Source organism: Kitasatospora sp. NPDC056783 (assembly GCF_042789895.1).
GTDB lineage: Bacteria > Actinomycetota > Actinomycetes > Streptomycetales > Streptomycetaceae > Kitasatospora.
In genome coordinates, this window is sequence record NZ_JBHUAF010000106.1 from 1 (window position 1) to 22,753 (window position 22,753).

The 22,753-nt window shown below is 71.2% G+C and carries 19 protein-coding genes and 1 pseudogene; 14 read left to right on the forward strand and 6 right to left on the reverse strand.

The annotated features are described in order from the left end of the window. Positions 1–9 precede the first annotated feature (9 nt). Entirely contained in the window at positions 10–1,104 is a 1,095-nt protein-coding gene (locus tag ACFRMQ_RS17555) for an NlpC/P60 family protein (protein WP_380731357.1), read from the reverse strand. Between the two features lie 403 nt (positions 1,105–1,507). Between ACFRMQ_RS17555 and ACFRMQ_RS17560 the strand changes: the two genes are divergently transcribed. From ACFRMQ_RS17560 to ACFRMQ_RS17580, 5 genes are all read left to right on the forward strand, one after another. Continuing rightward, a complete protein-coding gene (locus tag ACFRMQ_RS17560) occupies positions 1,508–3,376 on the forward strand; it encodes a methylmalonyl-CoA mutase family protein (RefSeq protein WP_380731358.1) in 1,869 nt (622 codons plus the stop codon). Further along, the gene (scpA, locus tag ACFRMQ_RS17565; protein ID WP_380731359.1) at positions 3,373–5,574 is read left to right on the forward strand and encodes a methylmalonyl-CoA mutase; all 2,202 of its coding nucleotides are present in this window, start codon (positions 3,373–3,375) and stop codon (positions 5,572–5,574) included. Before ACFRMQ_RS17560 ends, scpA begins: the two co-directional genes overlap by 4 nt. A gap of 12 nt (positions 5,575–5,586) precedes the next feature. Continuing rightward, a complete protein-coding gene (meaB, locus tag ACFRMQ_RS17570; RefSeq protein WP_380731360.1) occupies positions 5,587–6,579 on the forward strand; it encodes a methylmalonyl Co-A mutase-associated GTPase MeaB in 993 nt (330 codons plus the stop codon). A gap of 23 nt (positions 6,580–6,602) precedes the next feature. Further along, on the forward strand, positions 6,603–7,004 hold the full coding sequence (locus ACFRMQ_RS17575) for an SRPBCC family protein (protein WP_380731374.1): 402 nt from the start codon (positions 6,603–6,605) through the stop codon (positions 7,002–7,004). A gap of 179 nt (positions 7,005–7,183) precedes the next feature. Then, positions 7,184–7,597, forward strand: a complete 414-nt coding sequence (locus ACFRMQ_RS17580) for a hypothetical protein (RefSeq protein ID WP_380731361.1) — start codon at positions 7,184–7,186, stop codon at positions 7,595–7,597. On the opposite strand, the gene ACFRMQ_RS17585 is transcribed toward ACFRMQ_RS17580, so the two are convergent. Further along, positions 7,519–8,175 (reverse strand): ATP-binding protein, encoded by a 657-nt coding sequence (locus ACFRMQ_RS17585; protein WP_380731362.1) that lies wholly within the window; start codon positions 8,173–8,175, stop codon positions 7,519–7,521. The genes ACFRMQ_RS17580 and ACFRMQ_RS17585 overlap by 79 nt on opposite strands. A 185-nt stretch (positions 8,176–8,360) precedes the next feature. Between ACFRMQ_RS17585 and ACFRMQ_RS17590 the strand changes: the two genes are divergently transcribed. The 4 genes from ACFRMQ_RS17590 to ACFRMQ_RS17605 all read left to right on the forward strand — a co-directional run bounded on the left by ACFRMQ_RS17590 (position 8,361) and on the right by ACFRMQ_RS17605 (position 12,412). Continuing rightward, positions 8,361–9,608, forward strand: coding sequence for a helix-turn-helix domain-containing protein (locus tag ACFRMQ_RS17590; RefSeq protein ID WP_380731363.1), 1,248 nt, complete (start codon positions 8,361–8,363; stop codon positions 9,606–9,608). A gap of 11 nt (positions 9,609–9,619) precedes the next feature. Then, positions 9,620–10,093, forward strand: coding sequence for a hypothetical protein (locus tag ACFRMQ_RS17595; protein ID WP_380731364.1), 474 nt, complete (start codon positions 9,620–9,622; stop codon positions 10,091–10,093). 140 nt (positions 10,094–10,233) lie between these two features. Continuing rightward, positions 10,234–11,280: a tetratricopeptide repeat protein gene (locus ACFRMQ_RS17600; protein WP_380731365.1), complete on the forward strand. Its 1,047-nt coding sequence runs from the start codon at positions 10,234–10,236 to the stop codon at positions 11,278–11,280. A gap of 4 nt (positions 11,281–11,284) precedes the next feature. Then, complete coding sequence (locus ACFRMQ_RS17605) at positions 11,285–12,412, forward strand: XRE family transcriptional regulator (RefSeq protein ID WP_380731366.1); 1,128 nt, start codon at positions 11,285–11,287, stop codon at positions 12,410–12,412. A gap of 123 nt (positions 12,413–12,535) precedes the next feature. Here ACFRMQ_RS17605 and ACFRMQ_RS17610 read toward each other — a convergent pair whose 3' ends face one another. Then, positions 12,536–12,790, reverse strand: a complete 255-nt coding sequence (locus ACFRMQ_RS17610) for a hypothetical protein (RefSeq protein ID WP_380731367.1) — start codon at positions 12,788–12,790, stop codon at positions 12,536–12,538. A gap of 678 nt (positions 12,791–13,468) precedes the next feature. Beyond that, positions 13,469–13,975, reverse strand: coding sequence for an SMI1/KNR4 family protein (locus tag ACFRMQ_RS17615; protein ID WP_380731368.1), 507 nt, complete (start codon positions 13,973–13,975; stop codon positions 13,469–13,471). A 243-nt stretch (positions 13,976–14,218) separates the two neighbouring features. On the opposite strand from ACFRMQ_RS17615, the gene ACFRMQ_RS17620 reads away from it, so the two are divergent. After that, complete coding sequence (locus tag ACFRMQ_RS17620; RefSeq protein WP_380731369.1) at positions 14,219–14,629, forward strand: hypothetical protein; 411 nt, start codon at positions 14,219–14,221, stop codon at positions 14,627–14,629. A gap of 71 nt (positions 14,630–14,700) precedes the next feature. Here ACFRMQ_RS17620 and ACFRMQ_RS17625 read toward each other — a convergent pair whose 3' ends face one another. Together ACFRMQ_RS17625 and ACFRMQ_RS17630 are read right to left on the reverse strand one after the other, a co-directional pair. Beyond that, positions 14,701–15,732: a glycosyltransferase family 2 protein gene (locus ACFRMQ_RS17625; protein ID WP_380731370.1), complete on the reverse strand. Its 1,032-nt coding sequence runs from the start codon at positions 15,730–15,732 to the stop codon at positions 14,701–14,703. A 308-nt stretch (positions 15,733–16,040) separates the two neighbouring features. Next, positions 16,041–16,643, reverse strand: a complete 603-nt coding sequence (locus tag ACFRMQ_RS17630) for a superoxide dismutase (protein ID WP_380731371.1) — start codon at positions 16,641–16,643, stop codon at positions 16,041–16,043. Positions 16,644–16,806: 163 nt separating this feature from the next. On the opposite strand from ACFRMQ_RS17630, the gene tsaD reads away from it, so the two are divergent. From tsaD to ACFRMQ_RS17650, 4 genes and pseudogenes are all read left to right on the forward strand, one after another. Then, the gene (gene tsaD / locus ACFRMQ_RS17635) at positions 16,807–17,859 is read left to right on the forward strand and encodes a tRNA (adenosine(37)-N6)-threonylcarbamoyltransferase complex transferase subunit TsaD (protein ID WP_380731375.1); all 1,053 of its coding nucleotides are present in this window, start codon (positions 16,807–16,809) and stop codon (positions 17,857–17,859) included. A 149-nt stretch (positions 17,860–18,008) separates the two neighbouring features. Further along, positions 18,009–20,273, forward strand: coding sequence for a collagenase (locus tag ACFRMQ_RS17640; RefSeq protein WP_380731372.1), 2,265 nt, complete (start codon positions 18,009–18,011; stop codon positions 20,271–20,273). Positions 20,274–20,766: 493 nt separating this feature from the next. Further along, on the forward strand, positions 20,767–21,813 hold the full coding sequence (locus tag ACFRMQ_RS17645) for a cytochrome P450 (protein ID WP_380731373.1): 1,047 nt from the start codon (positions 20,767–20,769) through the stop codon (positions 21,811–21,813). Positions 21,814–21,992: 179 nt separating this feature from the next. Then, positions 21,993–22,451, forward strand: a pseudogene (locus ACFRMQ_RS17650) (JmjC domain-containing protein); the annotation flags it as partial. Positions 22,452–22,753 lie beyond the last annotated feature (302 nt).

The following is a 22,753-nucleotide window of genomic DNA, read 5'->3' on the forward strand; positions in this document are numbered from 1 at the left end:
CGCGTCAGGTCAGGCCGGGCGGACGGCACCCATGTAGGGCATCGCCGAGATCGGCAGCACCTCGACGTTCTTGCCCGTGCGCGGGGCGTGGATCATCTTGCCGCCGCCGATGTACAGGCCGACGTGGTGGATGTCGTTGTAGAAGAAGACCAGGTCGCCGGGCTGGAGGTTGGCGCGGTCGACGTGCGGGCCGTCGTTCCACTGGTCCTGGGACATCCGGGAGAGCTTGACGCCCCCCGCGCGGTAGGCGGCACCGGTCAGGCCGGAGCAGTCGAAGCTGTTGGGGCCGGTCGCGCCCCAGCCGTACGGCTTGCCGAGCTGGGCCTGGGCGAACGCGATGATGGCGGCGGCCCGGCCGCTGGCGGCCGGCACCGGGGCGCTCATGTCCGGGCGCTCGGCGCCGCGCGAGGCGCGGTCCTTGGCCTCCGAGGCGGCGGCGGAGGCGGCCTGCTGGGCCTCGGCCTTGGCCTTCTCGGCGCTCTGCTGGGCGTTGATCTTGGCGCGGTCCTCGGCGCTGAGCTTGTTCAGCATCGTCTGGGCCTCGGCCAGCTTGCCCTGGATGTCCTTCTTCTGCTCCGCCAGCTGGGTGCCCACCGAGTCGAGCGACGCCAGGGTGGCCGTCGCCTCGGCGCGGTCCTGGTCGAGCTTGCGCTGCTCGTCCTGGGCCTGCTTGAGCAGGTTCGCCTGGGAGTCGGACACCTGGTTCTGCACCGCGGCGCGCTCCAGGTAGGCGGACGGGTCGGAGTCGAGCATCAGCTGGACCGACGGGTCGATGCCGTTGGTGCGGTACTGGTCGGCGGCGACCGCGCCGAGCCGCGTGCGCAGCTCGTTCATCGCCTCCTGGCCGCGGGCGACCTTCTCCTGGATCTGGTTGGCCTCGGCCTGGAGCTTCTGCTGCTTCTCCTGGAAGCCGTTGTGCTTCTCGATGGCCTGCTCGGCCTGCTCGTTGAGCTGGTCGACCTGTTCCTTGACGGAGGCGAGGCTCGGGGTCGGCTCGGCGTGCGCGGTACCGGACGCGAGGACCGCGCCGCCGGCCGCCATGGCCGTGGTGAGGACGGCCATGCGGGCCCGGCTCGGGGGGCTGGGCTTGCGGCGCTTTCCCATGGAGCTCGGCTCTCCTTCGGGGGAATCGGGGGACGACGAAGGCGGGCAGGACGAGCAACGGGGGGGTGCTGCCCCGCCCACCTTCTTCGAAGTAACTTAATAGATGAGGGCCCGGGTTCCGCAATCCCCCTGATCATGAAGCATCGGGAACATGACGGGACATCGATCGCTTTCCGTCCCATCGGCGTTGACCCGGACAGGATCGGACATGACCGGACACGCCCGGGCACCCTCGACGCCGTCCGGACCCCCTCCCTGGCACCCCTATCCACCCCTGGTGTCAGCCGCCCCGCGCACGCCTGACACTCCCCACCAGGGAAAGTGCTCCGACCAGCCCGATCGAGGGAAAGGTCACACGGAATTCCCCTCCTGCGGCCCCGCGAACCGGCGCTAACCTGCGCACATGAAGGTCCCGCCCGAAGGGCTCCCCCTCGCAGCCGAGTTCCCGGCCGCGCACCGTGAGCAGTGGCAGCAGCTCGTCCAGGGCGTGCTGCGCAAGTCCGGTGCCCAGCCCGAGGACGGCCCCGCCGCCGAGCAGGCGCTCACCACCCGGCTCCAGGACGGGCTGAGCGCCCGCCCGCTCTACACCGCCGAGGACACCGCCGAGGACCCGGGCTACCCCGGCTTCCCGCCGTTCGTCCGCGGCGGCCGGCCGCAGGGCTCGGCGGTCGCCGGGTGGGACGTACGCCAGCGCCACGCCGACCCGGACCGCCGACGCGCCAACGAGGCCGTCCTGGCCGACCTGGAGCACGGCGTCGGCTCGCTCTGGCTGGAGCTGGGCGGCGCCGGCCTGCCGGTGGACGCCCTGCCCGAGGCGCTGACCGGGGTGTACCTGGACCTGGCCGCCGTGGTGCTCGACGCCGGACCCGAATTCACCGCCGCCGCCGAGCGGTTGTTCACCCTGTACGAGGAGCGCGAGGTCTCCCCCGGCGCCGCCGCCGGCAACCTCGGCGCCGACCCGCTCGGCCTCCGGGCCCGCACCGGCCCCGCCACCGCGACCGACGCCCTCCTCGCCGAGGCCACCGCGCTGGCCGCCCGCTGCGCCGCCGGGTACCCGGGCCTGCGGGCACTCACCGTCGACGCCCTGCCGTACCACGAGGCCGGCGCCTCCCCCGCCCAGGAGCTGGGCTGCTCGCTGGCCACCGGCGTCGCCTACCTGCGCGCGCTGACCGCCGCCGGGCTCTCCGTGGACGCCGCGCTCGGCCAGCTGGAGTTCCGCTACGCGGCGGACGCCGACCAGTTCCTGACCATCGCCAAGTTCCGCGCCGCGCGCCGCCTCTGGGCCCGCGTCGCCGAGGTGTCCGGCGCCTCCCCGGAGGCCTCGGCGCAGCGTCAGCACGCCGTCACCTCCCGGGTGATGATGACCGCCCGCGACCCGTGGGTGAACATGCTGCGCACCACCGTCGCCTGCCTGGCCGCCGGGGTCGGCGGCGCCGACGCCGTCACCGTGCTGCCCTTCGACAGCGCCCTCGGCCTCCCCGACGCCTTCGCCCGCCGGATCGCCCGCAACACCCAGGCGATCCTGCTGGAGGAGTCCCACCTGGCCCGGGTGATCGACCCGGCCGGCGGCTCCTGGTACGTCGAGCAGTTGGGCGAGGAACTGGCCCGGGCCGCCTGGGCCTGGTTCCAGGAGATCGAGCGGGCCGGCGGCCTGCGGGCCTGCCTGGAGTCCGGCCTCGTCGAGGAGCGGATCGCCGCCACCTGGGCGGAGCGCACCGTCCGGCTCGCCAAGCGGCGCGAACCGATCACCGGCGTCAGCGAGTTCCCGCACCTGGACGAGCAGCCGCTGGTCCGCGAGCCGGCCCCGGCCGGACTCGGCGGCGGACTGCCGCGGGTGCGCCGCGCCGAGGCCTACGAGGCGCTGCGGGACCGCTCGGACGCCCACCTCGCCACGAGCGGCGCCCGCCCCTCCCTCTTCCTCGCCTCGATCGGCACCGCCTCCGCGCACACCGCGCGCACCACCTTCGCCGCCAACCTGTTCCAGGCGGGCGGCATCGCGACGGTCCCGTTCGAGTCCGTCGACCCGGCGGCCTTCGCCGAGGCGTTCACCGCCTCCGGCGCCACCGTCGCCTGCCTCTGCTCCAGCGACGCCCTGTACGCCGAGCACGCCGCCGCGGTGGCCGAGGCCCTGAAGGCCTCCGGCGCCACGCGGGTGCTGCTGGCCGGTCGGCTCGCCGAAGTGCCCGCCGGAGTGGACGAGTTCATCTACGCGGGCGGGGACGCGGTCGCCGTCCTCACCTCCCTGCTGGACCAGATCGGAGCGGACCGATGATCCCCGACTTCACCGGAATCGGGCTGGCCGGCGCCGGCGCCGACGGCTCCGAGGCCCAGTGGCGGTCCGCCTGGCGGCAGTCCACCGGCAAGGACGTCGACGAGCTGCTCTGGGACACCCCCGAGGGCATCGGCGTCAAGCCGCTGTACACCGGCGCCGACCTGGCCGGGCTCGACTTCCTGGAGACCTACCCCGGCATCGCCCCGTACCTGCGCGGGCCGTACCCGACCATGTACGTCAACCAGCCGTGGACCGTCCGCCAGTACGCCGGCTTCTCCACCGCCGAGGAGTCCAACGCCTTCTACCGCCGCAACCTCGCGGCCGGCCAGAAGGGCCTGTCGGTCGCCTTCGACCTGCCGACCCACCGCGGCTACGACAGCGACCACCCGCGCGTCACCGGCGACGTCGGCATGGCGGGCGTGGCGATCGACTCGATCTACGACATGCGCCAGCTGTTCGACGGCATCCCGCTGGACAAGATGTCCGTGTCGATGACCATGAACGGCGCCGTGCTCCCGATCCTCGCGCTGTACATCGTCGCGGCCGAGGAGCAGGGCGTACCGCCTACGATGCTCGCGGGGACCATCCAGAACGACATCCTCAAGGAGTTCATGGTCCGCAACACCTACATCTACCCGCCGCAGCCGTCGATGCGGATCATCTCGGACATCTTCGCGTACACCTCGCAGAAGATGCCCCGGTACAACTCGATCTCCATCTCCGGCTACCACATCCAGGAGGCGGGCGCGACGGCCGACCTGGAGCTGGCCTACACCCTCGCCGACGGGGTGGAGTACCTGCGCGCGGGCCTGGACGTGGGGCTGGACGTGGACGCCTTCGCGCCGCGGCTGTCGTTCTTCTGGGCGATCGGCATGAACTTCTTCATGGAGGTCGCCAAGCTGCGCGCGGCCCGGCTGCTGTGGGCCAAGCTGGTCAAGCAGTTCGACCCGAAGAACCCCAAGTCCCTTTCGCTGCGCACCCATTCGCAGACCTCCGGCTGGTCGCTCACCGCCCAGGACGTGTTCAACAACGTGACGCGCACCTGCGTCGAGGCGATGGCCGCGACCCAGGGCCACACCCAGTCGCTGCACACCAACGCCCTGGACGAGGCGCTCGCGCTGCCCACCGACTTCTCCGCCCGCATCGCCCGCAACACCCAGCTGCTGCTCCAGCAGGAGTCGGGCACCTGCCGGGTGATCGACCCGTGGGGCGGCTCCGCGTACGTCGAGAAGCTGACGAACGACCTCGCCGCGCGGGCCTGGGAGCACATCCGGGAGGTCGAGGCGGCCGGCGGCATGGCCAAGGCCATCGACGCGGGCATCCCCAAGCTGCGCGTCGAGGAGGCCGCCGCCCGCACCCAGGCGCGGATCGACTCCGGCCGCCAGCCGGTGATCGGCGTCAACAAGTACCGGGTGGAGAGCGACGAGCAGATCGAGGTGCTCAAGGTCGACAACTCCTCGGTACGGGCCCGCCAGATCGAGAAGCTGCGCCGGCTGCGCGAGGAACGCGACGAGGCCGCCTGCCAGGACGCCCTGCACGCGCTGACCCGGGCCGCCGAGGCCGGTCCGCGGCGCGGCGGCTCACTGGACGGCAACCTGCTGCACCTGGCCGTCGACGCGGCCCGCGCCAAGGCCACCGTCGGCGAGATCTCGGACGCCCTGGAGAAGGTGTACGGGCGCCACTCCGGCCAGATCCGTACCATCTCGGGTGTGTACCGAGACGAAGCGGGCCCGTCGGCCCCCCTCCAGCGCACCCGCGACCTGGTCGAGCGCTTCGAACAGGCCGAGGGCCGCCGCCCGCGCATCCTGGTCGCCAAGATGGGCCAGGACGGCCACGACCGCGGCCAGAAGGTGATCGCCACCGCCTTCGCCGACCTCGGTTTCACCGTCGATGTCGGCCCGCTGTTCCAGACCCCGGCCGAGGTCGCCCGCCAGGCCGTCGAGGCGGACGTCCACATCGTCGGCGTCTCCTCGCTGGCCGCCGGCCACCTGACGCTGGTGCCCGCGCTGCGCGCCGAACTCGCCGCGGCGGGGCGGGAGGACATCACCATCGTGGTCGGCGGGGTCATCCCGCCGCAGGACTTCGACGCCCTGTACGAGGCCGGCGCGGCGGCGGTCTTCCCGCCCGGAACGGTCATCCCCGAGGCCGCGTACGACCTGCTGAAGTCCCTGGCGGCCGACCTCGGCCACGCGCTGTGACGGTCTGATCCCATGCCTCCACGGACGATCGACCTCGACAGCTACGTGACGGGTGTCCTCGACGGTTCGCGCGCCTGGATCGCGCGCGCCGTCACCCTCGTCGAGTCCTCCCGGCCCGACCACCGCGCGCTCGCCCAGCAGTTGCTCCAGCGGCTGCTGCCGCACGCGGGCGGCGCGGTGCGGGTGGGCATCACGGGCGTGCCCGGTGTCGGCAAGTCGACCTTCATCGACTCCTTCGGCACCATGCTGACCGGCTCCGGGCACCGGGTGGCGGTCCTGGCCGTCGACCCGACGTCCAGCCGGACCGGCGGCTCCATCCTGGGCGACAAGACCCGGATGGAACGCCTCGCCGTCGACCCCGCCGCGTTCGTCCGGCCGTCCCCGACCTCGGGGACGCTGGGCGGGGTCGCCAAGGCCACCCGGGAGTCCATGGTGGTGATGGAGGCGGCCGGGTACGACGTGGTGCTCATCGAGACGGTGGGCGTCGGCCAGTCCGAGACGGCCGTGGCGGGGATGGTCGACACCTTCCTCCTCCTCAGCCTGGCCCGGACCGGGGACCAGCTCCAGGGCATCAAGAAGGGTGTGCTGGAACTCGCGGACGTCATCGCCGTCAACAAGGCGGACGGGCCGCACGAGACCGACGCGAAGGCGGCGGCCCGCGAACTCGCCGGTGCGCTGCGGCTGTTGCAGGCCCCGGACGCGGCGTGGACACCGCCGGTGCTGACCTGTAGCGGGCGCGACGGCGCGGGGCTGGACGCGCTCTGGGAGCGGTTGCAGCAGCACCGCAAGGTGCTGGACGCGACGGGCGCGCTGGCGGCGAAGCGCCGCGACCAGCAGGTGGAGTGGACCTGGGCGATGGTCCACGACCAGCTCTACGCGCGGCTGCACGAGAACCCCGAAGTGCGGCGGCTGTCCGGGGAGTTGGAGGCCGGCGTCCGCGCCGGGACGCTGCCGGCCGGGCTGGCGGCGCAGCGGATCCTGGACGCCTTCTTCGGCAGCTCCTGAGAGGGACGGACACCATCGCCACCATCGTCCAGGACATCACGATCGAAGCCGACGCGGACCAAGTCTGGGACGCCGTACGGGATGTGGGCGCCGTGCACCGGCGCCTCATCCCCGGCTACGTCCTCGACACCCGGATCGAGGGCGACACCCGCCACCTCACCATGCCCGGCGGCGCGGTCATCCGCGAGCTGATCGTCGGCGTCGACGACGACCTGCGCCGGCTGGCCTACTCGGCGGTCGAGGGCTTCACGATCCCGCTCACCCACCACCACGCCTCGTTCCAGGTCCTCCCCGAGGGGCCCGGCCGGTGCCGCCTGCTCTGGACCACCGACGTCCTGCCCCACAACATGGCCGAACAGGTCCGCCTCCGGGTCACCCAGGGAGCCCAGGTCATGAAGGAGACCCTGGAGCAGCGGACCGCCTGACCGGCAACCGGTCCGAAGCAATCAAGCGTATACGGAGTATCCCCCGGCGCGCCGCCCGCCCACTCCGGACCACCCGCCTAACGTGGCTTCCGCCCTGGCGATCCAGGGCTGATCCGCAGGCGGGCGCCCCCTGTCGATGCAGCAACCCCCAGTCTTTCCTCGAAGGGAAACGCAACGACATGGCATTCAGAAGGACACTGGGCACGATCGGCACCACGGTGATGCTCGCCTTCACCGCCGTCGGCGGGCTCTGCCCGGTCGCCAACGCGGCGGAGCCGGTGGTCACCGTCGCGGGCCAGCAGCTCTCGATCAAGCCGGCGACGTCCGCCTCCGCCGACAGCCCCAAGGCCACCGACTCGGTCGTCGGGGTGAGCAAGAACTCGGGCCCCAAGCCGCTGGACCTCAACTGCTGGAACTACGCCTTCGACGGGCCGTGGTTCTACGAGACCTGTAACGGCAGCAGCTACCGCGTCTTCGTCGACTGCTCGGACGGCTACCGGTACATCTCCACCGCCTACTTCAGCGGCCAGCACAACTTCGCCCTGGAGTGCCCGGCCGGCGACGCCGTCGGCGGCGGCGCGATCGGCAACTGAGTGACCGCCGTCGCGTGACAGCGTGACAGCGCGCCCCGGCTCCCCGCCCCCTGGGGAGCCGGGGCTTCCTCGCCGCCGTCGCGCTCCCGGCCGAGGACATGGACATCGAACGCCGCGCCCCACCCGTACGTGGGGCACGGCGCTTCGGGGGTCTCGGGGTACTCGAACCACACCACCTTGCCCTCAGTTGTCGGGTACCAGCCCCATGCGTGCGCGAGGGCCTCCACGAGCAGCAGGCCACGCCCGCTGGTCGACTCCCCATCACACTTCTTGGGGCGCGGCTCCGCTCCCCGGTCCGCCACCTCCACCCGCACTCGCCCGCCGCACCAGTGGACGGTGACGACACACCGCTCCCCCGTGTGCACCAGCGCGTTCGCGATCACCTCGCTCGCACACAACTCCAGTTCTTCCAACGCGACTTCGGATAGCGGCACACCCCACTCCCGCACGATCGCCACCACCAACCGCCGCGCCCCCGGCACGGCGTCAGCCCCCACCGGAACCGGAAACCGGGCGTTACTCAACGGACTGACCACCACGTGCACCCTCCAAGCCGACCAATGGGACACTGCCGACACACGGCCATCCCGTCGGCGCCTCGGCTCACTGCCGAAGCGCCGACGAACGACCCGAAGCAATTACCGTCAGTCAACAATCGATCACACTCGTGAGACCATCGATGATGCGCCGCCCGCATACGGGTATGCGGGCGACGCATCGGACTGCTCCATTCGGCCCCACTGGGCTCGTAGCGTTGGGTGCGATGGTGAACTGGAACTCGGCAGCAGTCCGGGACGCATCCCGGACCAGGAACTACGGCAAGGTCATCGAGCTGGTCAGAACTCACCGGCGCATGACACAAGTACAGCTCGGCGAGGCCTGTGGACTGTCACAATCCGCGATCTCACGTCTGGAGAAGCGGGGGATCAACCCGTATCCCATGGACATACTGCTGCGCGCGGCACATCACTTGGGCATTCCGCCGACCTTGCTCGGCCTCGCCGACTCCCCGGTTCAGAGTCCGACCCTGGCGCGGAATGTGGAAAGGCGTCAATTCCTGGGATCAGCAGCGGCAATCGCGGCAGTTCCGGCTCTCGCGGCCGCCACGGGTCCCTCCGATGAAGCAGAACAGCAGCCCAACGCGCTCCAAGCCGCCACGACCGCCTTCCGCCGCCTCGATGGCTCGACTCCCTCACGGGACCTCTCCGGCGTGGTCCACTCCCACCTACGCCTGATTCAGGGACTGGCCGGTGCAGCGCCAAGCGGTACCCAGCGCGTCAGGCTCGCCGCCGTCGCGAGCGAGGCGGCGAGCCTGGCCGCTTGGCTGGTATGGGACATGGGGGACCAAGGATCAGCGCGGTCTCTCTACGGAGCTGCGTTCAAGGCCGCACAATCCGGAGGAAACCCACTCCTGGCCGCCTACCAGGTCGGCAGCCTGGCGCAATTCGAGGCCCATGCGGGCAACGCGGCCCAGGCACTCGGCCTGACCCGGCGCGCCCGGACGTTCCTGAAACCCGACAGCCCACCCGTCGCGGACGCATGGCTCTCGTCGGTGGAAGCCCTCGGGCACGCGGCCGCAGGAGACCGGCGGAGTGCCGACCGCGCGTTGGTTCGCAGCAGAGCCGCGATCCAGGCCGACCGGGCAGCGGAACCACCGCCGTGGCCCTGGGTGTTCAGCTTCACCGAATCCAAAATCGCGTCGTTCAGGGCTACTTGCGGCGCCAAGCTCGGACTCTCCGAGTGGATCTCGGAGAGCGCGGGCTCGGTTCCCGCCCTCGGCCACCCGAAGCAGCGTGCGCTGCTGTTGCTGGACATCGCCGCAGGCCAACTCTCAGCAGGACGGATCGAAGCCGGGTTCGCCCTCGCCACGCAGGCTCTGGAGATCGGACTCCATTACCGTTCGGGGAGAATCGTCGAGAGAGGCCGCGCGCTTCGACGGTCGTTCAGCACCACCTCACCGCCCAAGGTGGTGAGGGAGTTCGATGAGCGCCTTCACGGCGTCTATCTCTAGGGGGGAACGTCATGCGGATCGGAATCACGGGCCACCGTGGGCTGGCAGCCGAGCTTGAGGCCCAAGTCCGCCGACTGCTCCACGACGCCCTCTCACACGAGGCCCCGTCCGATCTCACCGTCGTGTCCTGCATCGCCGACGGGCCGGATTCCTGGCTGGCCGAGATCGCGCTCAAGCGGGGCGCGCGTCTTGAGGCCATCGTCCCCGCCGACCGGTACCGGGACGGTCTCCCGGAGTGGCACCACGCGACCTACGACCGGCTGTTCGACCGCGCCGCCGCCGTCCACCGCACCGGCCACGTCGAATCCGACGAGCCCGCCCACTTGGCGGGCGGGGAACTCCTCGTGAACCACATCGACAAGCTCCTCGCCGTCTGGGACGGCCTCCCCGCCCGAGGCCTGGGCGGGACGGCGGACGTCGTCGCGTACGCACATCGGCGAGGCATGCCGGTCGAGGTGCTCTGGCCCGAGGGAGCGCGCCGATAGCCGGTCTCACATCGGCTTCTCGCCGAGCGCGGCCCGCAACCGATCGAGGGAATCGGCCGCCGGCACGGCTGGGCATCGATCCAGCAGGGAGCGTGAGCAGCCCGCCAACTGAGCAGGGTGAGACCGGCGCTGGAGATACCGTGGAGTCCGTCATCGAGCTGAGCCGGAGGGACGTGGTGGATCGCCGGGGATTCATGGCCGCCTCCAGTGCGTACGCGCTCGCGGCGCTGGGTCTGCCCGACCCGGACGCCGTCCTACGACGGGTGCGGCTCAAGGCTGGTGGCAAGGTCCAGGTCGGGCGGGGCGAAGTCGCCGCCATCCGCCAGATGACGAAGTCGCTCGGCGACGCGGCGGCGGAGCTCGGCGGCGGACACGCCCGCCACCTCGCCGTGCGCTACCTCCATGACGACGTCGCCCCCTGGCTGGACGGCACCTGGAGCGAAGTCGTCGGCCGGGAGCTGTTCGCCGCAACCGCGCAACTCGTGCACCTGGCCGGGTGGATGGCTCAGGATGAAGGCAATCAGGACGCCGCCCAGCAGTACTACGCCCACTCGTTCCGGCTTGCCTCGGAGGCCGGCGATGCCGAGTTGGCGGCCACCGCCCTGCGTGGTCTCGCCGTCCAGGCCATCGACCTCGGGTTCAGGCCCACGGCCGTCCGCATCGCGGAGGAGTGCGTCGACCAGGCCAAGACCCTCGACAACCCCCGCGCTCTGGCCTACTACCAAGCCACCCTCGCCAACGCCGCCGCTCTCGACGGCGATCGTCGCACCGCTACCGTCGCGCTGGCCGCCTCCCAGACCTCGATCGAACGTGCCGTCGACGCCCCCGGCGAGTCCTGGGCCTCGCACTACAGCATCGGCCGGTGGGCCCACGAATCCGGCATGATTCTGGCCCGACTCGGCGACCACACCAGCGCGCAGGCGCACCTCCACCACGCGCTCGACATCCACGGCCTCGACCGCCGCCGTACCCGCGCGATCGTCCTCGCCGACCTCGGCACGGTCCGCCTCCGCCAGGACGACGTCGACGGCGCCCTCACCTCCTGGAACGACTTCCTCGACTGCGCGGACGGCATCCGTTCCGTCAAGGTCCAGGACGCCGTGAACGACCTGCGAGCCCGTCTCTACCGGCTGCGCGACGTCCCCGGTGTCGAGGAACTGGACGAGCGGGCCGCAGCACTAGGGTGAGCCGGTGGCAGACGAGCAGTGGCAGCGGGTTCGGGCTTATCTGAACGATCACCGCTTCGAGTTGACCAAGCGGATTCTGGCCGAGGATCCGCCTGAGCACTTGATCCCGAACACACCGTTGCTCGCTCTCCGACACTGGATTCCCGACCAGCCCGAACCCCTGGAGCGCGTCCGGCTGCGCTGGCGGCCGAGCGCACCGGATGCCCTGTTGGACGGCAGCGAGTCGGAGCTCGACCACATCCGGCCCCTCCGGGAGGACGGCATGCGCTACCGCTACTACGCTGACGCCGTCCGGGAATTGGCCAAGCCCAAGCTGTTCGAGAACCGCGGCTGCTACCGCCTCTTGGACGTCGAAACCTCCACAGCCGGCCCGGTACTCACCTTCGGGCGCGGGCAGTACTTCGACGTCATCAACATCTGCGAGGCCGCCGCTCACGAGTACGCCTCGGTTGCCTTGTCCGACTCCACGCGCACCCCCTTCCGGGACGCCATCGGCGATCCGACCGACCTCGCCCGGCGCCCCGTCATGACAGCCACCAGCACGCTCACCCTCCGCCATGACCGCCGAACCGGCGACGCCGAGTTCGTCCTCCACTGGCGCGACCCCGCCAAGGTCGCCAGCGGCGGCGGCCTCTACCAGGTGATGCCGGTCGGGATGTTCCAGGCCTCGCACGACGCGCCGTGGAACGAGGCCAACGACTTCGACCTCTGGCGCTCCGTCCTCCGCGAGCTGAGCGAGGAACTCCTCGGCGCCACGGAGGACTACGGCAGCGACGTGGCCCCCATCGACTACGCATCCTGGCCGTTCGCCAAGAGGCTCGGCGCCGCTCGCGAGGACGGCAGCCTCCGCCTGTACTGGCTCGGCCTCGGCATGGACCCGCTGACCTACGCCACCGACATGCTCACCGTCGCCGTCTTCGACGCCGACCTGTTCGACGAGACGTTCCGGCACATCGTCTCCACCAACGACGAAGGCCACCGCGTCAGCCTGGAGGACGCGACCGGGCGCTCGGCCGGTATCCCGTTCACCGCCGAGCAGGTGGACCGCCTCACCGGCACCGAACCGATGCAGCCCGCCGGGGCGGCGCTGCTGCGGCTGGCCTGGCGGCACCGCGAGGCACTGACGGGCTGATCCGGCAGCAGCCGTGGCGCCCTCGTACGCCCGGGTCAGCGTGATGACTCGGGCGTACGAGAAAGAACTCTCGCCGCCCTGGTCCAGGGCGGCGACGAGGCCGTGACCGACCCTGCCCGGAACCTAGCCGATCGGCAGGCAGATCGCCCAGGCGTGGATCCCGGCACCGGGAGTGTTGTCGAGCGGGGCGGGGACCTGCCAGCCCGTGTTGGTGCTGTTGGGATGTCCCTTCTCACCGGGACCCGAATAGGTGTTCGGACCGTCCGAGGTGTATCCACCGCTGACCACGGTGTAGCCGGCCGGGCAGACGGCCGTGGCCACACTCACCCCGTCCGTGGGGACAGTCGGGCCGTTCACCGTGATGCTGGGGCCGGACACGCCGTTCTTTCCGGGAGGGCCTTCCGGGCCCTGGGGGCCGGTCGGACCCTCCGGACCCTGAGGACCTTCCGGACCCTGAGGACCGGTCGGCCCCTGCGGACCCTGAGGGCCTTCCAGACCCTGAGGACCGGTCGGACCCTCCGGACCCTGGGAACCGGTCGGGCCCTGGGGGCCGGTCGGCCCCTCCGGCCCCAGAGGACCAGCCGGACCCTGCGGACCGATCGGGCCTTGGGGACCGGTCAGGCCCTGAAGGCCAGCCGGACCCTCCACGCCCTGAGGACCAGCCGGCCCCTGCGGACCTTCCGGCCCCTGGGGGCCAGCCGGACCCTCCGGACCCTGGGGGCCAGTCGGACCCTCCGGACCCTGAGGACCTTCCGGCCCTTCCGGCCCTTGGCATCCGTATTCCTCACAGGAGCCGTGGCCCTCGCCCCCGTGTCCGCCCCCGCCCGCGAAGGCCGGCTGGACCGCAGCGGTGCCGAGACTGAGGGCGGCGGTGAGAAGGATGGCGGAGAGTCTTCGAGTGACCTTCATTCGGGGAGCCTTCCTTGATCTACTCGCGGATTCGCTGTGCCGGATGCGACCAGATTCATCAGCCCCTACGGCCCGTCGCTACTTGTCCAGGGCCACCCGTGGGTGGGCGTGGCGCTTTGGAGTGAAGGAGTGAAGGAGTGACGCGGGCTACGAGAAGAAGCTCCTCCGCCACCAGGACCCCCGCCGCTTCGCGGCCCGGCCGGCGGCGGGGTCCCGCAGCGCCGCGAGGGACGATCTCCGCAGGTACCCGAGGAGGTAGGAGGCGAAGGAGGGCGCGCACTCGTGCACGCCCTCGCAGGTCTCGGAGACCTCGTAGACCTTCCCGCCCTTCTCGGCCGGCCCGATGAAGGCGTAGATGTGGCCCTGGTGGCCCAGGACCACGACGCAGCCGTCGAGCGACTCGCCCGGGGCTGCCTCCTCAAGGATGTCCCGGGCGTACTCCTTGATGCCCAGGATCTCCGGGAACTCGTACGACTCTCCCTGGAACGCGCGGAACCCGCCGCCGCCCGCCAGGGCCAGGAACTCCCGGTAGTCCTCGGGGAGGGTGACTCCCTGGTCCTCCTCGATCAGCGCGATCTCTTCCGGGGTCAGGCCGACCGCCCCGTCCAGCGATCCGGGATACGCGTCCAGGATCCGTGACATCACACCGGCCATGCGCTCCGCACCTCGAAGGATCGTGGAAATCCGCCCGCGGCCTCGACCGGCCGGGCGCGGGTCCATGATGCCAAAGCCCTGACCTGGGCCTCCTGCCCGGCCTTCGACGGCACCTCAGTCATGTGACTGCCCCGAAAGTCAGAGGTCAAATGACTGAGGTGACACGTATGACCGCGGCGACAGAGTGGTGTCACCCGGCGAGCAGAGCAGGCATGCCGGCACCACACCATGGGAGTTGTCACTTTGAACATACTGTCGGCCAAGCTGGCGAAGACCGCGGGCGCCCTGGGCCTCGCCGTGGCCGCGCTGACCACCGTGTCTGCCGCCCCGGCCGCAGCGAGCACCGCCGCCACGGCCAGCTGCACCAAGTACTACCGCTACGACAACATCCAGGTGCAGGTGGACAACTGCTCCAGCGGCTGGATCTGGATGTACACCGAGAAGGGCAACTTCGACAAGGGCATCGTCCATGTCACGAAGTCCTGGAACGGAGACGAGGCCGGGACCTTGGAGGCCTCGCAGGGCAAGACCAACGTGGCGAAGTTCGAGCCGCAGGTGTACAGCATCGTGATCTGCGGCTTCAAGTGGCTCGGTTGGACTCCCCCCGCCAGCCCGTGGTGGACCTACTGCACCAACCCGATCGTCATCAAGTGACCGCCCGGCCGTGATCGCGGGGCGGCCCGTCGACGGTGTCGGCGGGCCGTCTCCGGCGCCCGGAAGGCGGCTCAACGCCTCCCGACGGCCTGGCGGGTGCGGCGGACGGCGCGGTGGACGCGCTGGAGGGCGACGAAGCGGTGCATCCGGCCGGCCGTCGTCAGGCCGTACTTGAGGCGCAGCTGGGGGCTGAGGCCGGCCTGGGCCTCGGGGCCGATGGCGCGCAGGAGGCGGCTGACGTGCTGCTGGTAGGCGGTGCGGTAGGCGTGGTCGCCGTCGGGAACGGACCAGAAGAACATCGGGATCTCCTCGACCAGGCAGTTGCGGTCGTAGGCGCGCAGGTGCTCGGCGAAGGCGGGTTCGGGGCGGGCGAGCAGCCATTCGCGGACGAGTTCCATCGAGCGGACCCGGTCGACCAGGCCGCGCGGGTCGGTCTTCTTCTGGGTGATGGAGAGGTCGCCGTCCTCGCGGACGCGCCAGTGGTAGATCGGGTCGGCGAGGACGTCGACGCGGTCGGCGAGGAAGTGGTGGGGCACGCTGACCGGCGCGTCCTCGTAGAGGATGCCCTCGGGGTAGAGCAGGCCGGCCGTGTCGAAGAAGGAGCGCCGGTAGACCTTGTTCCAGGCGGTGCGGTCGGTGACCAGGGCGGGCAGTTCGCTGACGTGGGTGGCCAGCCGGGTCTCGCGGAACGGGCGGCGGTGGGCGTGCGAGGGGGTGAGGCCGGTGGTGCGCAGGCGCAGGGCGTTGCCGGCGGCGAAGTCGGAGCCGGTGTCGACCAGGGTGCTGATCATCAGCTGGTAGGCGTGCGGCGGCACGATGTCGTCGCTGTCGACGAAGGCCAGGTACTCGGTGCCGGGGGTGAGGTGGCGCCAGCCGGTGTTGCGGGCGGCGCCCAGGCCCTGGTTCTCCTGGCGGACCAGCCGGAAGCGCGGGTCCCGGTCGGCGCGGTCCTTGGCGATGGCGGGGCCGTCGTCGGTCGAGCCGTCGTCGACCATGACGCACTCGAAGTCCTCGAAGGTCTGGGCCGCGATCGAGTCGAGGCACTCCCGGAGGTAGCGCTCGACGTTGTAGATCGGGACGACGAGGGAGAGACGCGGGGCCATCGGGCGCCCTTTCGCTCGGCAGCAGCCGCGGCGGCAACCAGCACCACCGGTGGCGGCAGCGGACGGGCCGGGAGGCCGTCGCCGGCCGGTCGCCGGCCGGTCACCGGCAGTGTTCCGGGCGAGCGTAGGGAGCCCACGCGACCGGCAGGCGAACAGTGGGTGGCGTCCGGTCTGCGGCGGGGTGCACCGGCCGTGTCCGGCGTCGACTCCCGGCGCCGGCTCCCACTGTCAAGTCCCGTGAACGAGAAGAACGATGGCGCAGTCCCCGGACCGCCCGACCGGCCCGGGGACTGTCTCACCCGATCGGGTCAGGCGCTCTTCACGGCCGCGAAGCGGGCCGACACGTCCTGCCAGTTGACGACGTCCCACAGGCGGGTGACGTAGTCCGGGCGGACGTTGCGGTACTGGAGGTAGTACGCGTGCTCCCAGGCGTCGAAGGCCAGCAGCGGGGTGGTGCCCTGGCCGACGTTGCCGTGGTGGTCGTAGACCTGCTCGACGATCAGGCGCTGACCGAGCGGCTCCCAGGACAGGATGCCCCAGCCGGAGCCCTGGACGCCGGTGGTGGCGTTGGTGAGCTGCTTCTTGAAGGCCTCGAAGCTGCCGAAGTGCTCGGTGATGGCGTCGGCCAGCTCGCCCTCGGGGCGGTCGCCGCCCTCGGGCGAGAGGTTCTGCCAGAACAGCGAGTGCAGCACGTGGCCGGACAGGTGGAAGGCGAAGGTCTTCTGGAGGCCGACCAGGCCGCCGAACTGCTCCTTGTCGCGGGCCTCGGCCAGCTGCTCCAGGGTGTCGTTGGCGCCCTTGACGTACGCGGCGTGGTGCTTGGAGTGGTGCAGCTCCAGGATCTCGGCCGACATGGCCCGCTCCAGCGCGGAGTAGTCGTACGGCAGGTCGGGAAGCGAGTAGGTGCCCATCAGGACACGGCCCCTTTCGGCGGGTTGAACGGTGGTGATCGTGCCGGGACAACACTATTGCGTATGAGTTGCAAGAACGAAGCATGGGCTCCTGCTTATTCCTCATGACTCGTCGGGCACAATGGTCACCGGTCCGTGTAATGAGCGACAAGGGTGAGTGACTGTGACAGGGTCGCCGGTGGTGCTGGGCATCGAATCCTCCTGCGACGAGACGGGCGCGGGTCTGGTGCGGGACGGCGTGCTGCTCGGGCAGGCGGTGGCCTCCTCGATGGACGAGCACGCCCGCTTCGGCGGGGTGGTGCCCGAGATCGCCGCCCGGGCGCACGTCCACGCGATGGCGCCGGTGGTCCGGGAGGCGCTGGACCGGGCCGGTCTCACCCTGGCGGACGTCGGGGCGGTCGCGGTGACGTCCGGTCCGGGGCTGGCCGGGGCGCTCCAGGTGGGTGTGGCCGCCGCCAAGGGGTACGCCTTCTCGCTCGGCGTCCCGCTGTACGGCGTGCACCACCTCGCCGGGCACGTCGCCGCGGCCGCGCTGGACGGCGGGCCGCTGCCGGACCCGTGCGTGGTGCTCATCGTCTCCGGCGGCCACACCTCGCTGCTGCTGGTCCGCGACCTGGCCCGGGACCCGATCGTCCACCTCGGCGACACCCTGGACGACGCGGCCGGCGAGTGCTTCGACAAGGTCGCCCGGATCCTGGGCCTGCCCTACCCGGGCGGCCCCGCCATCGACCGCGCGGCCCGCGACGGCGACCCGGCGGCCGTCCGGCTGCCGCGCCCGCTGACCGGGCCGAAGGACGACCCGTACGCGTTCTCCTTCTCCGGGCTGAAGACCGCCGCCGCCCGCTGGGTCGAGTCCCAGCGTGAGCCCCGGGTGCCGGACGCGGCGGCCGCGTTGCAGGAGGCGATCGCGGACGTGCTGACCCGCAAGGCCGTCCGGGCCTGCCTCGACCACGGGATCGGCTCCCTGGTGGTGGTCGGCGGGGTCGCGGCCAACTCCCGGGTGCGGGCGCTGGCCGAGCAGCGCTGCGCGGCGGCCGGGATCGCGCTGCGGGTGCCGCCGCCGAGGCTGTGCACGGACAACGGCGCGATGGTGGCGGCGGTCGGGGACCTGCTGGTCCGTTCGGGCGCGGCGCCGGCCCCGGCCGACCTGTCGGTGGACCCGTCGGCGCCGCTGGAGTTCGCGGCGCTCAACCCCCGGCCGTTCGCGCGGACCTGACAAAATTTCGGCAATCATCGAACGGCAATCCGCCCCCGGGTCTTCCCTCCGCGTCCACCTCTGTGCCATTTTACATGTCACACATCAGGCCGCTGCGCCCCCACGCGCACGGCCGCCCCCACCCTCAACGGCCCTCGGAGGCCCCACAGATGCGTCCCTCCCGGATAGCGAAGGGCGGTGCGCGCGGACTCCCCGCGCTCGGCACCGCCCTCCTCCTCGCGCTCGGCCTGTTCACGCCGCAGGCGCACGCCACCCCCGCCACCGCCAAGGCCGCCCAGGCCCCGTCATCGGCGAAGTCCTCGGCCGGCGCGCCGCGCACGATCCCCGTCCCCAAGTCCCCCGACACGCCCAAGGACGCCCGCCCGCTCGTCTCCGACCCGCAGGCCAAGGCCACCGCCCCGACGGCGGGCAGCTCCGTCGGCACCGCCCCGGCCGCCCGACAGCTCGCCGCCTGCGACGTCTCCGCCTTCACCGGCACGTCCGGCGCCACACTGGTCCAGAAGGTCAAGGCCGCCGGCCTCGACTGCGTCAACTCGCTGTTCCAGCTCACCGGCAACGACGCCAAGGGCGCCTTCAACGAGGCGCAGATGACCACCGTCGCCAACGCCCTGCGCGACACCTCCGCCGGCTACCCCGGCGACAACTCCACCTCCGCCGGGCAGTTGGTGCTCTTCCTGCGGGCCGGCTACTACGTGCAGTGGTACCACCCGGACGCCGTGGGCACGTACGGAGACGGCCTCAAGACCGCCATCCGCGGCGCGCTGGACGCCTTCCACGCCGCCCCGCACAGCCGGGACGTCACCGAGGCCAACGGCGCCACCCTCGCCGAGGCCGTCACCCTGATCGACAGCGCCCGGGAGAACGCCCGCTACACCGGCGTGGTCAAGCGGCTGCTGAACGACTACACCGGCTCCTGGACCGGCTCGATGGCCACCGCCGTCGCCAACACCGAGACCGTCATCGAGCGCGGCTTCGACCTGCCCGAGTTCACCACCGCCCTCCAGGCCGACCCGGCCTTCGCCACCACCGTGGCCTCCTTCGTCACCCGCAACAGCGGCCGGATCGACGGCGCCGACCCGGTCACCAAGATCGGCATCCAGCTCGGCAACCTGGTCGCCAGTGACGCGCTGCGCGCCCAGGGCCGGCCGATCGTCAAGGACCTGATCAACCGCTACCCGCTGGTCGGCGGCACCGGTCCGCTCACCATGAACCTGCTCTGGTTCACGGAGAAGAAGGACGCCGGCAACTGCTCCTACTACGGCACCTGCGACGTGCCCGCCAAGCTCGTCCCGCTGGTGCTCACCGTCGACCACACCTGCAACGCCAACCTGCGCATCCGCGCCCAGGACATGACCGCGCAGCAGCTCGCCGACACCTGTACCAGCCTGATCAACCAGGACGCGTACTTCCACGGGATCGTCAAGGACAACGGGCCGGTCGCCGACGACCACAACACCTCCCTGGAGGTCGTCGTCTTCGACGACTACTACAACTACAGCCTGTACGCCTGGGAGATGTACAAGATCGCCGTCGACAACGGCGGCATGTACGAGGAGGGCGACCCGTCCAAGGCCGGCAACCAGGCCCGCTTCATCGCCCACGAGGCCTCCTGGCTGCGCCCCGCCTTCCAGATCTGGAACCTCAACCACGAGTACACCCACTACCTCGACGGCCGTTACGACATGTACGGCGACTTCGACGCCGGCATGACCACCCCGACCGTCTGGTGGGTCGAGGGCCTCGCCGAGTACGTCTCCTACGGCTACCGCGGCGCGCACTACGACGACGCCGTCGCCCAGGCGGGCAAGGGCACCTACGCGCTGAGCACCCTGTTCGACAGCACCTATGACAACGCGGACTCCACCCGGGTCTACAACTGGGGCTACCTGGCCGTCCGTTACATGCTCCAGTCGCACCCGCAGGACGTCACCGCGCTGCTCGCCAAGTACCGCGTCGGCGACTGGAACGGCGCCCGCACCCTGCTGAAGACCACCATCGGCACCCGCTACGACGCCGACTTCGCCGCCTGGCTCAAGTCCTGCGCCGCCGACGACTGCGGCTCGCTGCCCGTCGACCAAGCGCCGCTGTGCGCCTCCGCCGACATCCGGCAGTACGACAAGAACTGCCGGCGCGACGGCGTGGCCGCCACCACCGGGAACTACGCCTACAGCTTCCTCTACCTGCCCGCCGGCGTGCAGCAGTTGACCATCACCACCAGTGGCGGCACCGGCAACGCCGACCTCTACTACAACGGCGGCAGCTGGGCCACCACCGGCTCGTACCTGGCCAAGTCCGCGGGTGCCGGCAACGCCGAGACCCTGACCATCGCCAACCCGCCGTCCGGCTGGGTGTACTTCAGCCTCTACGGGCAGCAGGGCTTCGGCGGCGTCACCGTCACCACGACCTACCACTGATCCGTCACGCACTGATCCGTCACGCTCCACGCACGCAGGAGGGCCCCGCGGCACCGCGGGGCCCTTCCCGCTTCCCCCAAGTAATTCGAAAACGGTTATAACGATTGACTCTCGAATAGCCCGTCAACACTGCGCAAAAGATTGCATATTCTTCTCCGGAGGGGGTGCCCGAAGGCCTCGGGCTCGGTTAAGGTCCTGAGCCAGATGATCCGTCCGGCACCCGCCCCGGGAAATGCCGGACACCACCCGAAGGCCCAGGTTCGGAGATTTCTCCGCACCGAAGTGCCGAAATACCGGAATGGAGAGCACTCATGAAGATGATCAAGGCGCTCGTCAAGAAGTTCAAGAAGGACGAGGACCTCGCGAACCACGCGTGGGTGCTGCACGTCATCTGACGCGGCCGATGACCGGCGGGGTCGCGAGTCGGCCGCGGCCCCGCCGGCATCACCTCGACAACATTTCCCCGCCATTTCGAAATGGAGGACGGATTCCCATGGCAGAAATGGCACCGGCGATACCACGCAGCCATTCCGTCGTCTTCGCCCCGAGGATTCAGGAGCTACTGGACCGGGACGAGAAGGTGTTCCGGATCGACCCGGCGAAGGTCGGCGTCTCGGACTCCCGGCTGATGGCCGAAATCGTCGCGGCGCGCCCCGTGCTCGCCACCGAGCGCTCGGTCTACAAGCCCGCCGCCGGAGCCGAGATCCCCCACGACAGCGCGACCCGCACCATCCGCGCCCTCGGGCAGGACGCCATGGCGGGCATCCGCAAGCCCCCACCTCCCGCGCGCGGCATGTCCGGCTCCTGGCCCTACGCGGGCACCTCGTACCTGCGCCGCTGGCTGTTCGGCGCCGACCCGCTGCCGGTCTCGCTGCTGTCCAAGCGCGGCATCACCCGCTCCGACACCCTCTCCCGGCTCGTCGACCAGGTCGTCAGCGCCTTCCCCGGCGGCGCCGAGCAGGACGGCCGCACCGCGCTGGCCGGACTGATCCGCGACGCCGCCGACCCGCTGGAGCGCAGGCAGGCCATCGCGATGTACCGGCGGGCGACCGCCACCCTCTGCGACGGTGTGGCGGCGCTCGCCGGCAACGCCCTGTGGCTGACCGGCCCGGGGCGCGAACGGCCGGAGAACCTCACCACCGTCCTCTGGGAGACGCTCCGACTGCTCCCACCGGCCTGGATGCTCTACCGCAAGGGCGGAACGGCGTACACCGCGCTGCACCCCGAGATCCGGGCCGAGGACGACGTCGCGCTGTTCCCGCTGCTGATGCACCGCCACCCGGACTACTGGCCGGACCCGACGGAGTTCCGGCCCCAACGGTGGGACGGCGTGGCGGACCCGGAGAGGACTCCCGCGTTCATGCCCTTCGGCTACGAGGGCGCGCGCTGCTGGGCCAAACACCTCGTCGTCCCGCTGGCCGAGCGGCTGCTGACCGCCGCCCTCGACGGCCGGATCGCCATCCGCAGCCCGCGGCAGGACGCGGAGGTCCCGCTGCGCTCGCTGCTCTCGGTGCGCTTCGAGGCCCGGGCCACGGCATGAGCGACCGCAGGGACCAGCCCACCCTCGCCGGCTGGGTCGGCGACGTCGAGAGCTTCACCCGCGACCGGTGGCAGCGCGAGCCCGCGCTCTTCACCCCGGAGGCCCTCGCTCCGGCGTTCGGCCTCGACGAGCTGGACGCCGCCTTCGACGGGGGCCTGCTGCGCACCCCCTACCTGGAGATGGTCCGCTCCGACAAGGTCACCATCCCGCCCGGGGCCTTCACCACCGACCGCGTGGTCAACGGCGTCACCCACCACGGCTTCGCCGACCGCGTCAAGGTCCTCGCCCTGCTGCGCCAGGGCGCGACCCTGCTGCTGCGCCGCGTCGACCAGTGGCACCGCCCGACCGGTGACCTGGTGGCGCGCCTCTCCGAGGAGCTGGACCGGCGGGTGGAGGCCTTCTTCTTCGTCACCCCGGCCGGCGGCCAGGGCCTCGCGGTGCACCGCGACGACGCCGACGTGTTCGTCCTCCAAACCTCCGGACGGAAGACCTGGTACGTCCACGACGCGCCGACGGCGACGGACTGGCAGCTCGGCGAACTCCCGGACGACGAGCAGTCGCCGCTGCGGCTGCGCGGCGTCCTCGAACCCGGCGGCGTGCTCTACGTCCCGCGCGGCTTCGCGCACCGCGCGGTCGGCGCGGGCGGGCTCTCCGCCCATCTGTCGCTGACCGTCCGCGACCTCTCCGTCCAGGACCTGCGCACCGCCCTGGACCGGCAGTTGACCGAAGGCCTGGCGCTCCCGGCGCGCCCGCTCGGCGAGGCCGCGATCGCCGACGCCTGTGCCGCCCTGCTCGACCACGTCCGGGCGCGGCTCGACGCGCTCGGGCCGGAGGAACTGCTGCGCGCCGCCCGGGCCGCCGCTGTCGCCGGGTCCTCACAGCCGGACGTCGGGGACCAGTGGAGCCGGGCGGGCGTGTCGCAGAGGTGGCCCGGATCGTA